At 36.0% G+C, this 16,110-nt stretch carries 15 protein-coding genes and 3 pseudogenes; 6 read left to right on the top strand and 12 right to left on the bottom strand.

Annotated features, from left to right (window positions below):
• Positions 1-185: 185 nt before the first annotated feature.
• On the bottom strand, positions 186-1,178 hold the full coding sequence (locus ACWPVE_RS18455) for a LacI family DNA-binding transcriptional regulator (protein WP_453995914.1): 993 nt from the start codon (positions 1,176-1,178) through the stop codon (positions 186-188).
• 217 nt (positions 1,179-1,395) lie between these two features.
• Positions 1,396-2,055: a YesL family protein gene (locus tag ACWPVE_RS18450; RefSeq protein ID WP_453995912.1), complete on the bottom strand. Its 660-nt coding sequence runs from the start codon at positions 2,053-2,055 to the stop codon at positions 1,396-1,398.
• On the opposite strand from ACWPVE_RS18450, the gene ACWPVE_RS18445 reads away from it, so the two are divergent.
• Positions 2,036-2,092, top strand: coding sequence for a hypothetical protein (locus ACWPVE_RS18445; RefSeq protein WP_453997627.1), 57 nt, complete (start codon positions 2,036-2,038; stop codon positions 2,090-2,092). The genes ACWPVE_RS18450 and ACWPVE_RS18445 overlap by 20 nt on opposite strands.
• A gap of 229 nt (positions 2,093-2,321) precedes the next feature.
• On the opposite strand, the gene purL is transcribed toward ACWPVE_RS18445, so the two are convergent.
• Positions 2,322-4,541 (bottom strand): phosphoribosylformylglycinamidine synthase subunit PurL, encoded by a 2,220-nt coding sequence (gene purL / locus ACWPVE_RS18440; RefSeq protein WP_453995910.1) that lies wholly within the window; start codon positions 4,539-4,541, stop codon positions 2,322-2,324.
• A 316-nt stretch (positions 4,542-4,857) separates the two neighbouring features.
• Between purL and ACWPVE_RS18435 the strand changes: the two are divergent.
• A pseudogene (locus ACWPVE_RS18435) lies at positions 4,858-5,018 on the top strand (IS1595 family transposase); the annotation flags it as partial.
• Positions 5,019-5,164: 146 nt separating this feature from the next.
• On the opposite strand, the pseudogene ACWPVE_RS18430 reads toward ACWPVE_RS18435, so the two are convergent.
• From ACWPVE_RS18430 to ACWPVE_RS18400, 7 genes and pseudogenes are all read right to left on the bottom strand, one after another.
• A pseudogene (locus tag ACWPVE_RS18430) lies at positions 5,165-5,284 on the bottom strand (DUF5412 family protein); the annotation flags it as partial.
• Positions 5,285-5,317: 33 nt separating this feature from the next.
• Positions 5,318-5,676: pseudogene (locus ACWPVE_RS18425) on the bottom strand (DUF5412 domain-containing protein); the annotation flags it as partial.
• A gap of 650 nt (positions 5,677-6,326) precedes the next feature.
• Entirely contained in the window at positions 6,327-6,704 is a 378-nt protein-coding gene (locus ACWPVE_RS18420; RefSeq protein WP_453995908.1) for an iron chaperone, read from the bottom strand.
• Positions 6,705-6,830: 126 nt separating this feature from the next.
• A complete protein-coding gene (locus ACWPVE_RS18415; protein ID WP_453995906.1) occupies positions 6,831-7,730 on the bottom strand; it encodes an aldo/keto reductase in 900 nt (299 codons plus the stop codon).
• Between the two features lie 301 nt (positions 7,731-8,031).
• Complete coding sequence (locus ACWPVE_RS18410) at positions 8,032-8,514, bottom strand: hypothetical protein (protein WP_453995904.1); 483 nt, start codon at positions 8,512-8,514, stop codon at positions 8,032-8,034.
• Between the two features lie 89 nt (positions 8,515-8,603).
• On the bottom strand, positions 8,604-9,239 hold the full coding sequence (locus ACWPVE_RS18405; protein ID WP_453995902.1) for a fumarylacetoacetate hydrolase family protein: 636 nt from the start codon (positions 9,237-9,239) through the stop codon (positions 8,604-8,606).
• Between the two features lie 157 nt (positions 9,240-9,396).
• Positions 9,397-10,167: a TatD family hydrolase gene (locus tag ACWPVE_RS18400; protein WP_453995900.1), complete on the bottom strand. Its 771-nt coding sequence runs from the start codon at positions 10,165-10,167 to the stop codon at positions 9,397-9,399.
• 256 nt (positions 10,168-10,423) lie between these two features.
• Here ACWPVE_RS18400 and ACWPVE_RS18395 point away from each other — a divergent pair, with 256 nt between their 5' ends.
• On the top strand, positions 10,424-11,266 hold the full coding sequence (locus tag ACWPVE_RS18395; protein WP_453995898.1) for an aldo/keto reductase: 843 nt from the start codon (positions 10,424-10,426) through the stop codon (positions 11,264-11,266).
• A 140-nt stretch (positions 11,267-11,406) separates the two neighbouring features.
• Positions 11,407-12,569, top strand: a protein-coding gene (locus ACWPVE_RS18390) for an IS3 family transposase (RefSeq protein ID WP_453990671.1) whose coding sequence is annotated in 2 segments (ribosomal slippage) — positions 11,407-11,680 and positions 11,680-12,569 — 1,164 coding nt in all. Because the reading frame shifts where the segments join, the coding sequence is not laid out codon by codon here.
• Between the two features lie 57 nt (positions 12,570-12,626).
• Here ACWPVE_RS18390 and ACWPVE_RS18385 read toward each other — a convergent pair.
• Together ACWPVE_RS18385 and ACWPVE_RS18380 are read right to left on the bottom strand one after the other, a co-directional pair.
• Positions 12,627-13,145 (bottom strand): GNAT family N-acetyltransferase, encoded by a 519-nt coding sequence (locus ACWPVE_RS18385; protein ID WP_453995895.1) that lies wholly within the window; start codon positions 13,143-13,145, stop codon positions 12,627-12,629.
• A 175-nt stretch (positions 13,146-13,320) separates the two neighbouring features.
• The gene (locus tag ACWPVE_RS18380) at positions 13,321-14,058 is read right to left on the bottom strand and encodes an NADPH-dependent oxidoreductase (protein ID WP_453995893.1); all 738 of its coding nucleotides are present in this window, start codon (positions 14,056-14,058) and stop codon (positions 13,321-13,323) included.
• Positions 14,059-14,337: 279 nt separating this feature from the next.
• Between ACWPVE_RS18380 and ACWPVE_RS18375 the strand changes: the two genes are divergently transcribed.
• Both ACWPVE_RS18375 and ACWPVE_RS18370 read left to right on the top strand, forming a co-directional pair.
• Entirely contained in the window at positions 14,338-15,570 is a 1,233-nt protein-coding gene (locus tag ACWPVE_RS18375; protein WP_453995891.1) for an MBL fold metallo-hydrolase, read from the top strand.
• A gap of 1 nt (position 15,571) precedes the next feature.
• The gene (locus ACWPVE_RS18370; protein ID WP_453995889.1) at positions 15,572-15,835 is read left to right on the top strand and encodes a DUF3006 domain-containing protein; all 264 of its coding nucleotides are present in this window, start codon (positions 15,572-15,574) and stop codon (positions 15,833-15,835) included.
• Positions 15,836-16,110 lie beyond the last annotated feature (275 nt).

Genomic DNA, 16,110 nt, shown 5'->3' with positions numbered 1-16,110 from the left:
ACTTTTTTTGGTAAATTATATCATTTGTACTAATTTTAATTTTTCAAACAATAGCTATCATTTTATATTTAGAAAATATCTTAAAGACAAATATTTTAAACATGAACCAGATCAAAATCCCAAGAAAATCTAAAAATACTTCCTCTTCTATAGTTATTTTCAAGTTACTATTTAATTGGAAAAGATTAGATGGAATCTCCTTTAATAATCTCATAATCTAGCAAAGGAGTTGGTATAAATTCTCCATGTTCAATCTTATTAATTATACTTTCTATAGCCTTTCTACCGACTTCCTCAATCGGATATTTTACTGTTGTTAAGCGAGGCGAAACGTACTTTAACATATCTATGTCGTCAAAGCCCATTACCCCAACCTGCTCTGGGATATTTATTTGCTTTTCTTTTAGAAAATTCATTACTTCTAGTGCGTAGTGATCAGTTGAACATATAATAGCAACTCTTTCATTCTCAATAAAACTTTCTTTTTCCAACTCCTTAATATATTCTCTGTTTTTGATTATGATTGGTTTAGTTTTTATGTTATTTCTTTTTAACCCTTCTAATAATCCATTTAGTCGCTCTTCTTGTGTGTAAATATTTGTTTGCCCCAAATAAGCAAGAGGCGGACTAATATATATAAATTTTTGATACCGCTTTTTTGAAACTATATAGTCTATTGCATCCGCAGTAGCTTGACGCTCTCGTACTCCAATAAACTCCCAATTTTCAGAAACTAAGTTGAAAATCGTAATAATGGGAACATTAAGTTTTTTTAAATAGGACTCGAATTGCTCACCTTTATTCACAGTTAACAAGATAATTCCATCAACTTTTCGATTCACTAAAAAATCAATGCATTCCATTTCATCCTTTTTATTTTTTTCTGAGAAAGTGACATATACGAAATAGCCTAATTTTCTAGCCCTAACCTCAATTGCACTTATTAGTTGCGCAAAGGATCGATTATATAAATCAAACAATACGACTCCAATTGTCTTTGTTTTTCCCATTACTAGACTTCTAGCAGTATAATCTGGTCTGTAATTCAATTCTTCGGCTACTTTTAGGATCTTATTTTTTGTCTTCTCACTAATACCAGTACGATTATTCAGTGCTCTATCTACTGTTCCTGCTGAAACTCCACAAACATTAGCAATATCTTTGATTGTCACCTTCATTGTCTCTCACCTTCTTTCTAATAAAACTTTACATAAAACACAATCATTTTTTTTCGAATAATAGATTCTATCCACCATGTGATTCAGTTTTTAAATCTGAAACATGGTTAAATTATGTAAATTCTTAACTATAGTATAGGCTATAATATGCCTTCATACTAGCATGTTGCTTACATTTGGCCAAGGAGGAGCTCTCGATATTTTTGTGCTAGTTTTATTAGCGTATATTAGAACTAGAATTTAATTCTTGATTATATTTCTCTTGTTTTTTAGCAATCCGCTGAATCGCAATAGTAGCTCCAAACATGATAACAATCGATATTACGCTAACGGAAATAAACGGTATAAAGCCTGGAAGAAATGATAAAAATACACAATAAAATAGAAGCACTACAAGCATAAATATTGTAGTATGTAAATTTAGTATACTAATATAAAACGCGTATTTAAAATAGTGAAGGAACCTCAACTCAAAATTAACATAAACAGGAAATAAATAAAGAAGGGTAAGTAAATAACAGCTAATGATAATTAATAATGGGACTCCAAGAAGAACTTGAAGATTTCCTCCTAATGATAAAACAAGCCTAAGATCGTAAACCAAGAAAGCACCTATTGCCACTAAAACTATGCCCAAAAAATTAGCGCTAAGGAATTCCTTTTTATAAGTTTGAAAAAAGGTTTGAAAAATAGGTTCTTCAGTCTCCGACATTGTCCACTTTCTAACTACTGTAAACAATGCTACAGTTGCTGGCATGATACCAAGAAGAACAATCCCTGCTAATGTAAAAAGTAGCCAAAGAATATTAACATAAACAACTTTTGAAAACCATTCACATACATTGAAGGCTCTTGTAATTATTTTATCCATTTGCATACCCTATCACCTTTCCAACTTTTTTCTCTTATTTTAGTGATATTATACCATCGCATACTAAGTTTGTGTTTCCAACTAACTAAGTTGATATAGACATCATTAAAAAAGAATTCATGTATTAGCCAAGACTACCATAAATTTGATAAGCATAAGACTCAACAAATTTTTGATATGGCAAGGGTAATAATGTTCTGTTTACAAAAATAAAGAGCACAGCCCCTCCACTAAGGTACCATGCTCTACAAAACGTTAGTTAACCAACAATATTACTTTACAACTAACGCTGGAATTGCTTCACTCCAAAGTTTATGAAGTTCCTCAACCGTGTCCTCAATGACAGTTTCGCCATTCACAGATACAGTTAATTTTCCGTCGTTTGTAACTGAACCAATTTGTTTCGCTTCAGTCCATAGGTTTTCGAATTGTTCTTTGTGTTCTGCTTTAACAGTTACTAAGAATCTTGATTGTGATTCGCTGAATAATGCTACAGTTGCGTCACCTTCTACGTTCACTTCCACACCTAATCCTTGTCCATTAAACACACTTTCAGCTAAAGCAACAGCAAGTCCACCTTCAGCTACATCATGCGCAGATACGACAAGTCCTTCTCTAATAGCAGTAGCAAGTGAGTTTTGGCGGTTTGCTTCCACATTTAAATCAATGGCAGGTGCTTTTCCTGAATAATTGCCAGCAGTTACATTTTGAAGTTCACTACCACCAAATTCAGGTAATGTTTCACCAACTAAATACACAAGGTCACCATTGTTTTGGAAGTGGCTTGGTGTTACATATTTTGTATGCTCAATTAATCCGACCATCCCAATGATTGGAGTTGGAAGAATTGCTTCATCTTTTGATTGATTATACATCGATACATTCCCACTGATAACAGGAGTCTCAAGTGCAAGACATGCTTCACTGATTCCATCAATACTTTGCTCCATTTGCCAGAATACTTCTGGATCATTTGGGTTACCGTAGTTCAAACCATCTGTAATCGCAAGTGGTTTTGCACCAGAACAAACAAGATTACGTGCTGCTTCAGCAACCGCAATTTGTCCACCCACTTTAGGGTCTAAATAGATATAGCGAGAATTACAGTCCGTTGTAATCGCAATTGCTTTTTCCGTTCCTTCGATTTTCACGACTGCTGCATCAGATCCAGGGCCAGCAATGGTGTTACCTTGTGCTTTTGAATCATATTGATTGTATGCCCATTCCTTGCTTGCAATTGTTGGTTGTTGTAAAAGTGTACGAAGCATCTCTTGATGGTTGTCCACTGCTGGTACTTCATTTTCCATCGCTTGGAATTCTTGATAATAAGCTGCTTCCTTAGTTGGTAAATGATAAACAGGGGCTTCGTCCGCTAGAATATTAACTGGAATATCCGCAACAACTTCGTCATGTTGCTTAATACGGAATACTTTTTCTTCAATCACTTCACCGATTACCGCTGCATCTACATCATGTTTTGCAAAAATATCAAGAATTTCTTGCTCTTGACCTTTTTTCGCAACTAATAACATACGCTCTTGTGATTCAGATAACATGATTTCATACGCATTCATACCCTTTTCACGCTGTGGCACAAGGTCAAGATTCATTTCAATTCCCGTACCTGCTTTAGCTGCCATTTCACTTGCAGAAGAAGTTAATCCTGCCGCACCCATATCTTGAATTCCAACTAAAGCATCTGAATGAATGACTTCTAAACATGCATTCATTAATTTTTTACCAGTATGTGGATTACCGATTGCGACAGCAGATGAATTCTCTTCGCTTCCACTTTCAACTACGTCAGAAGAAAACGATGCACCACCAACTCCGTCTAATCCAGTGTCTCCACCAGCATAGATCACGACATTCCCTACACCAGCTGCAACACCTTTTTGCACATCGTCATGGTTAACAAGTCCAACAATCATCGCATTAACTAACGGATTTTCTTCATATTGTTTATCAAATTGAATCTCGCCACCAACCGTTGGAACTTCAATCACATTTCCATAGCTCGCAATTCCACGTACAACTTCAGAAAATAACATTTTTGTATGATCATTATCAAGATTGCCAAAACGCAATGAATTCAAGGCTGCAATTGGTTTTGCTCCCATTGAAAATACATCACGATTGATTCCTCCTACACCTGTTGCAGAACCTTCAAATGGCTCAACAAAAGAAGGACTATTATGGCTTTCGATTTTGAATACAACGGCTTGATTATCTCCAATATCAACAACCCCTGCACCTTCACCAGGGCCTTGTAAAACATGACTACCTTTCGTTGGGAACTTTCTTAGTAATGGTTTTGATGATTTGTAGCTACAATGTTCCGACCACATTGCAGAGAAGATGCCTGTTTCCGTATAATTCGGACGGCGTTTTAGTAGATCTTTCACAAGTTGATACTCTTTGTCTGATAATCCCATTTCCTTGTATAATTGTTGTTCTTCAATTTGTTCTGGGCTAATCTTATGTTGCGACATTAATAGTTCCCTCCAAAATAATGTAATGTTTTTGGTTTCACTTCATGAAGATACTTGCTTATCTAACACTTTTTCGCTCCAATACCTTCATATGTACCTTATCATAATATCGTCCTCGACACGTTTTGACAACAACCAAAATTCAAAAAATTATAATACTGTCTAATATTTTTTTCAATTTAGTATGATTCATACCCTAGGATTGGATTGGTTCTTAAAAACACAAGTTTGTTTCTTTAATAGTCGTTTTGTGTAAATTAAAAGCTGTTTTCGCATAGCGATTAACTATAAAAAGGTTCCCAAAAAGAAGAATTAACACGAACCTGATATTGAACGAGAAAAACAACCTGCGAAAAAAGGGATATTTCACACCCTACTTCTTAATAAGTTTCACCATCATCTAAAAGTTTGGATGGAGCGATTCCATGGAGTTGCTACTAAATACTTGGAAACTACCTTTATTGGTTCCGTTGTCTTTAATTAAGAAAAATTTCATTTTTTTTTTAAAAAATGGCGCAAATGGTTCTTTCAGTTTGTCGAAATCCTGTTATTGAAGTGGTTAAGACGTGCATAAAAAAGACCTCAAAGATTAGATTTGGTTAGTCTAACTTTTTGGGTGCACATCAAGTGATGCCTTTTTTAATTTTCTGGTTTCTAAAGTCAAATTTGTCTTTCGGTACCTTTAGAGTATGGCCGTTAACGACTACTGTGTCGTGATCTATCCATTTAATATCTGCCGTTTCTTCTTGATAAGTGATGCCTTTTTTAATTTTCTGGTTTCTAAAGTCAAATTTGTCTTTCGGTACCTTTAGAGTATGGCCGTTAACGACTACTGTGTCGTGATCTATCCATTTAATATCTGCCGTTTCTTCTTGATAATTCCAGTAGATATTTTTTGTCTTACCATTACGATTGTTAAATACTAACTCACCTCGTATAGCATAAGAAGTCGTGGCTTCCCCATTGGTAAGATAGCTTTTACTGTGTAGGTTCCATCTGGTGAGGTATCTTCTGTAAGGTATTCTCCCGTTGGTAATCTATTCATATCAAAAAATGCCCAATATACTACAAGTAAACCTAAGATAAAAACGATTCCGATCAAAGTAAATATTAGAGCTTTGTTTCGTTTTTTCATTCTTTCTATTAGGTCAGTATTCAAATTTATCCCCCAACATTTTTTATTCTGTTGCTACAATTACATTGTATCAAAATATTCAATAATTGTAATTTTTATCCAAATAGCAAAAATCTTTTTGAAAACAGCCTTACCATTTCATAAAAAGGTTGATTTTATACAATTTCATAGGGTGTTGATTTCAAAGTGTAGAACATTTAATAGGTTTTTAAATTATTAAAACGGAGCATTTAAAATCATCCCTGTTGGGATGTGGAAAAACGAATACAAAAAACGGCTCATATTCGAGCCGTTAATAGTGTCCATTTTTCACTTGTGCGTCTAACTCATTCAATTTCTTCTCAATTCGATCGAGTTGGTGTTTTCGATTCTTATTGAAGCGAAAAAATGACACGATCAGAACAATAATGATTACAAGAATCGCAAGACCAAATAATTAAAACAAAATATCACCGACAACTATGTTACTCAACTTGTTTCCCCCTACAACGATACTATGATGAGTTTACTTTATAGAATCATTTGGATAAATCCTACCTTAGAAGCAACAATCATTTAGAAAACAGCCAAATATAAAGTACCCACATCTCATCTCACATGAAAAGATTTGCACCTTTTAGTTGTTCATTCCGTGATTCATTTTTCTCAGCTTAACAAGCCGTATCTTCCCCTGCACGCCACATATCAATGGTTTTATGGATAAATTGTTCCAATCCTGTCTCTTCAATCTTCATCGTTTTTTTAACGCGGATGCAGCCTTTTCCATAATTGTAGCCCGCTAATAGACTTTCCGCATTTTCAATCTTATCGATTGTTCCCACATAGAGGCTGACATAATGTTTTTGCGCGTTTAACGCAAAGATATAAACATCATCTTTCCCATAATTCAACATTTTATAGCGAATTACCTCTTCTAATTCAGGTGCATACGCCAAAATCATGTCTCGGATCTCGAGTAGTTTTTCTTTTCGCCAATCTTCTTCAAGCATTTCTAAGTACTCTTCAGCATTCTTTGCATCATATTGCATGTTGGAATTTCACTCCTCCAATGAACTAAACATGTTTTCTAACGTAAAAAAACTATTTATACATAAATAAGCACCGCATTACATGTGGTGCTTATGCAAATTAAAATAAATAATTTCTTATCTCTCTTATAAAATATCCAAAGGCATTTTTCTAGTAGGTTTCTGAAAGACTTTGTCTAGTCTCATTAAATCATCATCGGTAAGTTCGATTGTTGCTGCTTCGGCATTCGCGATAACATGTTCTTCTTGGGATGCTTTTGGAATAGCTAGAACATCGTTCGAACGAATTGTCCACGATAACGCAATTTGTAAGGGCTTTGCATTGTATTTTTCGGCAATCTCTTGAATCGTAGAATCCGTGATGAGTTGTTTTCGTAAAGTCCCTCCGTGTGCGAGCGGACTATATGCCATAATCGGTATGTTACGCTCTCGCTGCCATGGTACGAGATCATACTCAATTCCTCTTGAGCCAATATGATAGAGAACTTGATTCGTCACACAGTTTTCCCCATTTTCTAAACTCCATAGTTCCTTCATATCTGATGTATCAAAATTGGATACACCCCATCTTTTTATTTTTCCATCCTGGCGCAGCTTTTCCATGCCTTCAATCGTTTCTTGCAATGGAAAGCGACCTCTCCAGTGCAGGAGATACAAATCGAGATAATCCGTTCCAAGTCGTGTTAGACTGTCATCACACGCTTTTGTGATCCGATCTAATCCAGCATTATGGGGATACACTTTTGAAACAAGAAAAACTTCCTCTCTCCGTCCTTTGATCGCTTCACCGACGATTCTCTCTGCACCGCCATTTGCATACATTTCCGCTGTATCAATGACCTTCATGCCCAACTCCAGGCCGAGCTGTAATGCTTTTATTTCCTTTTCTTTCAATCTAGGATCTTCTCCCATATACCAAGTACCCTGTCCTATACTTGGTAACCTTGTCCCATCTGCTAGCGTAATGACGCGCTTTTCTAGGTGATGTTTAATGTTCATGCGTTTCTTTTCATCCAAAACACTCACTAAAAAACACCCTTTCATATGTAAAATTTAAGATCACTTACAGTTGGATATACATATCTATCATACGATAAATTAAAATAAAAAAAAAATTCTGAATTGATATATTTATTTCATCGGTACGAAACTTGTCAATACATCAAACAACTTACAGAGGTGACATTTAAAAATTATATGTAATAGCAGTTTATTTTGGCTGAAATTAAATATATATTGAATCTATAACTAGCAAAAAAGAACATGTCTCCAAGCCTGTTCACTCTTCCAGCTGAGGGACAGTCCCTATTTTCGACAAATTTTTACTCTATACATCCTCTGGAGCAAACACTGCTAGCTCATCATTTGGACAGGCAATTACTTCCCAATGTTTATTCGTATCAGATGAACCTTCCACACCCACTTGCCAAGTTTCATATAATTCATGTCGTCCCCAAATAAAGAGCACTTCCCCCGTACGGAATGTCAACAATAAATGAGGACTTTCTTTATCTAATGATACGTCCACTATTTCTTTCAATCTTAATTCACATATTCTTTTTGAAGATTCGATCCAATCGAGTTTAGGAAGTTCATCAAATAACGGTGGATGTTCAGGCTTTGAATGAAAAATAGAGAATCGAGTCTCACTTTCAATGTTTATATAAATCTGTCCATCTATATGTTCTTCATTTTTTTCATTATTCGATAGCAATAGTTTCAGCCCGTAAAAATGGAGACCTTCTACTTTTGCACCTTTGCATAGAAAGGACAAAACGTTCTGGGCAGCTATTCTGTCTTCTGTATTCAAAAAGGAATCCTCCCTCATGTAAAGTGGCCTGACCTCAGTTTGGCGCAGACCCACCCACTATCCAAAAAATAAAGTAGTGCTTACATCTTTTAGGATTCTTTTACTAGTTTCACAATACTTTCTCCAAGTGTTGCTTCACCCCAACGTAATGCAAGAGTGTCACCATCTTGAACAGGACCAACACCTTCAGGGGTACCCGTGAAGATGATATCCCCTTTCCCTAAGCCAAAATGCTTACCAGTAAAATCAATGATCGTTTGCAAATTGAAAAGCAAATTGGTGATATTACCAATTTGAACCTGTGTTCCATTTTTCAACAAGGAAAAATTTGTCTGCTTACAAGCTTCCTCACCTGGAAAATCAATAAATTTTGTAAGCAAAGCTGAATTAGGAAATCCTTTAGCTAAAAGCCATGGATAACGTTTTTCTTTTAAATCACTTTGTACATCACGTAATGTAAAATCTATTCCAAGAGACATTCCGTCTACGATTTCATCTACCGTTATCCCTTTTTTATAATCTTGCCCCATTCGAATGACTACTTCTATCTCATAATGCACAGGCCCTCTGTCACCAGGTAAAATCAATTCTGCTCCATTTGCTTCTGCAATCGCATGGGTTGGTTTTGAAAATAAGAATGGGGAAGTTGGTACGGCATTATTTAATTCCTTTGCATGTGCGACATAATTTCTTCCCACACAAAAAATATTTTTTATGAATTCCATTTCATTACCTCACTCTACTTTTTCTACTATCATTATCCTTTATGTCTATTAATTTTAACTGTTTTTACAAAGATAAACAAAAAGGAAACAACATCATTATATTTCCGCCTCGTTTTCGGGAAGATGTCTCCACTATTTCTTTTTTAATGCTTTGCTACTATATACCATAAAATATTTTGGTGTTTTCTAGTATTCTTTCGGAAACTTCTGCTTTTGACTTATTCTTTATTTCAGCAACCATCCTAATGATGCTTTCCAACATGTTCGGGTGTGTTCTTTTACCAGCAAAAGGCCCTTCGAAAGGCCATGGTCCGTCTGTTTCTACCATTAAGTGCTCTAATGGATAGCTTTGTACCAGCTTCTGGATTTTTTCTTTATATATAATTTCAGGTGTCACGGAAATGTGATAACGATTTTGGATCAATCTCTCAACCGTTTTGTGGTCCCCTTTGAACCAATGGAAATGTGCCTTTGTTACAAAATACTTTTCTAATAATTCACAAACAATTGGAGCATCCTCATAGACGGCATGCAAAACAATCGGTTTCTCCCATTCCTTTGCCAATTTGATAAATTTTTCAAGAAGTTTTATATACTGGTTGTACTGAAAACTAGTGAGCTTCTGTTCGGTCTTTACGTAATACGGCAACCCAACCTCCCCAACAGCAATCATTTCAGAACAGTATTGGTGCATCCATTGTATGAGTTCATCGAGCTCTTCATCTGTAGGAAGATTTTGCTCTGGATGAAAGCCAAAGGCAGCCTTTATTTTCTGTGATATCTTAGTTAGTTCAAGATTTCGCTTACAAGATTCCAGATTGGTTGAAACAGATAGCAATGCTTCAATATCATGAGACTCTTTTACAATTAGTTCTATTTCTCTATCACTATATTGATCTAAATGGATATGGCTATCAATCATTTTCATTGTACATCCTCATCCTTACATATATACTTTCCTGCGAACCATGGCTCATTAATACTAACTTTATTCCCCACTCTTTTTATGAATCCCTCTATTTAAGTTATTCAGAGTATGTTCAATGCCATCAGCAATAACCATTTCTTTCTATATGGGATATCTTCAGATCTACCACTTATGAACAACGCTAACTCACAATCTTCTAAATAGAGCGATTTTCAAAATCATGGTATTATGTAATGTATGAAGGGAGTGTTATTTTATGGAAATAAAAATTCCAGAGGTTACGTTAAACGATGGATTGACGATTCCTGTGATTGGATTTGGTACATATCCGCTCAAAGGAATTGATGGTGTTTATGCAATCACAAGTGCGATTCGTAATGGCTATCGCTTAATTGATTCCGCCTATAATTACGAAAACGAAGGAACGGTTGGCGAAGCAGTTCGACGGAGTTCTGTACCCCGACATGAACTACTCATCACCTCCAAACTACCAGGACGCTATCATGCATACGACAAAGCAGTAACAGCGATTCAAGAATCACTATATCGAGCAAATCTTGATTATTATGATCTCTACCTCATTCACTGGCCTAACCCGCAGCAAGATAAATATGTAGAAGCTTGGCAAGCGTTAATTGATGCGAAAAAATGGGGACTCATTCGTTCAATTGGAGTGTGCAATTTCTTACCTGAACACCTTGAACGTTTGGAAAAAGAAACAGGTGTGAAACCAAGCATTAACCAAATCGAATTGCATCCTTTCTTTAACCAAGCTGATCAAAGAAAATATCATGAAGAGAAAAATATCGCGACCGAATCTTGGAGTCCGTTCACTCGTGGAATCAAAGACTTAGAGAATGATACCCTTCAAACGATTGCTGCTTGTCATGGTAAAACGATTCCACAAATCGTATTGCGTTGGCACTATCAGCTTGGAGCGATTTCAATTCCTAAATCAGCATCACCTGTTCGTCAGGTAGAGAACCTTTCTATTTTTGATTTCTCACTAGATGATGAAGAAATGGTTATGATTTCTAATTTAAGCCAACCTGATGGCAGGATTGCCAATCAAGATCCTGCAGTTTATGAGGAGTTTTAATTTATCGATTTCCTAGATTACTATACTGCAACGAAAAAACTGGGCAACTAGAGTGACCCAGTAAAATGAGACAAGGAAAAAACACCCCCTGTATCGAATTTAGTTAATAACTAATCGATATTTATGGAGGGTGTTTTTATATGGGGAAAAAGGTACATTATCCATCAGAGATTAAAGTAAAAGCAATAGAAATGAAAAAGAATGGATTTACAAACTCAGAAATTATGAATGAATTGGGGATAAAGAATGTCTCACAAATAAAGACATGGATGCGCTGGGATCGTAATGGGGAAAGCTATCGTTTTGAACAGCCTATTGGAAAACAGTACAGTTATGGAAAAGGTCCAGAAGGCCAGGATGAACTTGAAATAGAACGCAACAAAAATAAGCATCTTCAGATGCAAATTAAAATTCTAAAAAAGTACAAAGAACTCGAAAGGAGCTGGTTCCGCAAGTAGTTATTGAATTGGTAGAGGAGTTATCAAAAAAATATAAAATAATTGATATACTCAGTGTTCTAGAAATACCAAAATCTACATTTTATCGTTGGAAAAAGAAATACATTAATCGAGGGCCAAAAAAATTAGAAAAGCTTATAATCGACCTTTGCGAAGAGACTAAATATCATTATGGACATAGAAAAATTAAAGCTCTTCTAAAACAGCGTTATAGCATTAAGGTTAATCGCAAGACTGTACAAGGTATAATGCAAAAATTCAATCTTCAATGTCAGATTAAAGTAAAAAGACAGAAACATATCAATGGGGAAAGTAATATTATTGTGGACAACATTCTTAACCGGAACTTTAAGGCAGAAAGACCCAATGAAAAGTGGGTAACTGACATTACATACCTACCATATGGCTCTTCTATGCTTTATGTATCAACAATAATGGATTTGTATAATAACGAGGTAGTCGCTTATACGGTAAGTTCAGTACAAGATACGAACTTTGTATTAAGTACATTGAGAGAGGCCATAAAAAAGCGAAGACCTAAAAAAGTTCTATTGCATAGTGATCAAGGATCAGTATATACATCCTATGCATATCAAAATTTCGCAAGAGAAAAAGGCATTATCACAAGCATGTCCCGTAAAGGAAACTGCCATGATAACGCCGTAATCGAATCCTTTCACTCCTCGCTAAAGTCGGAAGGATTCAAAGACCATAGAAGATCTTCTATCACTAATATTAAAGTAATTGAGATTGTGAATCAATATATGTGTTACTATAACGAAAAACGAATACAGGCAAAATTAAACTACCTGGCTCCAATTGAATATGGACGTCAGGTAGCATAGGTGTTTTTTCTAAGTCCCATTTTGGCGGGTCAGTTCAAACCCCCAGTTTTTTACTATTTAATGGAGTGTTTTCGTCATAATATAGTCTGTTTGTTCGTCATCCCCCATAAAAAAAGAGTGGGAGCCAGTTTGAACAAATCCCATTTTCTTGTAAAAGGCAATCGCATTTTCATTTTTTTCCCATACACCAAGCCAGACTTTTTTCTTTTCTAACTCGTTCGCGAGTTCGAGTGCTTTATTGTACAGGACCTTACCAAGCCCATATTTTTGGAAGGTTTTCTTGATATATATCCGCTCGATTTCAAGTGATTCATTTCCCATTTCTTCACTCTGTGCATCATTTATATTGACTTTTAAATAACCCGCAAGTTCGTTTTGATAATAAATAAAAAAGAAATGCGAAGTTGGGTTGGAAAGTTCTTTCTCCAATTTCTCCAATGTAAATGCTTTTTCCAAATAGGCATTCATGTTTTCAGGTGAATTTTGCTCTTTAAATGTCTCGTCAAATGTTTCAAAACTGATTTCTCGAAGTGTATGTAAATCTTCAGGGGTACATTTTTTGATTTCAATAAACATTTTTACCCTGTCGCTCCTTTTGCAATAAAATCTAAGTCTGCATCTCTTCTCTGATTTTAACATATCAACCTAAAGGTTATAGAACAAAAGCCTGCAAATACAAACAAAAAAACACATGAGAACGAATAAATATAGTCTCATGCGTTTTAAAGAATCAGAATAACTGACACTCATTTTATTTCTTCAAAAGTTTTTGTTTTTTCAGCATTTCAGTAACTCCCTGATAATACTGTTTACTAAAGAAGGAAGCGACACGGGATGTCCATGTACCAGTACTATTGTTTTTCGACCTTTCCTTTAGATAGCGAGAATATGTCTCGTCATACTCCTCAAGTAGTGGGCCAAGTTCAGCATTGTAACGTTCTTCATGGTAGATAGCTTCTTTTGGTAGACGAGGTTTTTGGCCAGTGTCTTCACCAGGATGACCGATACATAGACCTGATACAGGGATGACGTATTCAGGAAGGTCAAGCATCTCGATGACTTCCTGAGAATTTCGTCGGATCCCACCAATCGGTACAGTTCCTAGACCAAATGATTCTGCTGCTGCAACCGCTGTACCAAGAGCAATCCCAACATCCGTCACACCTACGATAAGAGTGTCAATATCTTCAGTTGTATTTATTTGAGTCCCTTCCATTTCACAAGCTAGGTATGTGCGATAGAAATCTGCACAGAAAACTAAGAAAACTGGAGCTTCCTCAATATGCTTTTGGTTTCCGCAAAGCTCTGCCAATCTCTTTTTTCGTTCTATGTCCTTAACCGCGATAATGGAATATTGCTGACCGTTAATCCAGTTCGGTGATGCCTGGACCGCCTGGATGATTTGATCTAGCTGTTCCTCGTCCACTTCTTTCTCCTGATAGGAACGGAATGAGCGATGAGCCAACAATGAATGTATCACTTCGTTCATTAAGATTACCCCCTCTTGTTATTCATAAAATTACATTTATGAAAAACCTTACAACTAATAACACGTGAAGTCAAACAAGACACATTTAACTGAGAAGAGGTATTTAAAGTCTCTCCCTCAATCTTTATTTTTCTGGCATTATTCTATCGTAAAACAGGTATTCTCCTAAGTGAAAATCAAAAAACTAGCCCTCTTTTCGTTTATTTGTTACAAATATGTCATAGATAAACGTAAAATATATCCTGATTTCTAGGAAATTATTCTAAAGAGGAGCACGTAATGTATCAATTCAAGCGTACGATTTTTGCGGCCTTCTACTTGGTCGCTACATTATTACTGATAGGGGGATGTTCTCAGGAAGAACCTCACCCAAACAAGAAAGAGAACATTCCTGAAACAATCGAAAAAAATGAAACAAAACAGGATACGGAACTCCCTCCTACTAAAGATGAAGTAAAAGCAAACAATTCTTTATCCGAACTTCACGTTCACTATATTGATGTAGGACAGGCTGATTCAACCCTACTCGAATTCACGTATGAGGGAGAACCCTTTACCATCTTACTTGATGCGGGAAACTGGAATAGAAATGATGTGATCTATTATTTGAACGCACAAAATATCACTAAAATTGATATCGCAATTGGCACACACCCTGATGCCGATCATATTGGTCAACTTGACCAGGTCATTAAGATGTTTGAAGTTGGTGAAGTTTGGTTGTCTGGAAATACAAGCACTTCCCAAACGTTTCAGAGGTTACTTCAGGCGATTGATCAACACGATGTCGATTATTATGAACCACGACAAGGGGATCAATTTGAAATTGGCCCACTTCAAATTGATGTTTTATACCCCATCTCTGTTTCAGAACAAGACAATGAAGAATCGATTTCACTTAAGCTCACCTATGGAGAAGTAACGTTTATTTTTACAGGAGATGCCAGTGCAAAAGACGAATTAAGGATGCTGCACGGAAGTGTGGACATAGATGCAGATATCCTTCATCTCGGACATCATGGCTCAAATACTTCAACACACCCAACTTTCCTAGAAGCAGTGAGTCCATCGATTGCCATCTATAGTGCTGGAAAAGATAACAGTTATGGCCACCCGCACAAAGAAGTCGTGGATTTAATTCAAGGTTCAGGCATTCAGCTTTATGGGACAGACGTACATGGAACGATTCTTGTGACAACAGATGGAAAAACCTTCGATATCCAAACCAAACAAGAAGGAACGATTACTCCCCCTTCTACTGGTGGTGGGACGACGACAAAACCTGAAGTCGAGAAAAAAGAAGAGCAAGTTCCAGCTGCTGGATGTATCAATATCAATACCGCTAGTACGGAACAACTGCAAGAAATTATTCATATTGGACCTGAACGTGCGAAAGAATTAATTGAACGTAGACCTTTTTCAACTGTTGATGATTTATCAAGAATAAAAGGAATTGGTCCGTCTAGAATGGATGATATTAAAGAACAAAATCTAGCCTGTGTAGGAGGATAACATGAAAGGATATTTGGATCGAATTGAAGACAATCAGCATGCCGTCATTCTAGTAGAAGAAAACAAACGAGAGTACATCATTCCAATCCAGCAATTACCTGAAGGTTCTTCACCAGGTACCTACTTTGACCTAACAATCGATAACGAAACCATCACTTCGCTTAAATGGAATGAAGACGAAACAATCTCACAGCAACAAAAAGTAAATGACATGATGGCAAAGCTCCGTAAAAAGAGTTCAGGAAGCAAATTTAAGAAAAAATAGTAAAAAAAGTGCTTACCTAGGGGAATTAAACTCACATCCCCTTGGTAGAGCACTTTTTTTGTAAGTCGTCGTTCCTCCCCCTTCCCCCATTTCTTTCTCCCTTTCTATTGAAAATTATCCAGTCATTTTCTCACTTTCCAAAAAAAATCTCCCCTCGATAAGAAAAACTAATATATTACATATAAAAAATGCATTTTACGAATTTGTAAAATTGCGGTATAGTTATTAATGTCAAATAAATGTCACATACTAAAAACGTTTTAAGGGGAATTCAT

The organism is Bacillus nitroreducens (genome assembly GCF_964021195.1).
The sequence above is the reverse complement of the archived record's forward strand: the minus strand, read 5'-3'. Positions and strand labels throughout refer to the sequence as shown.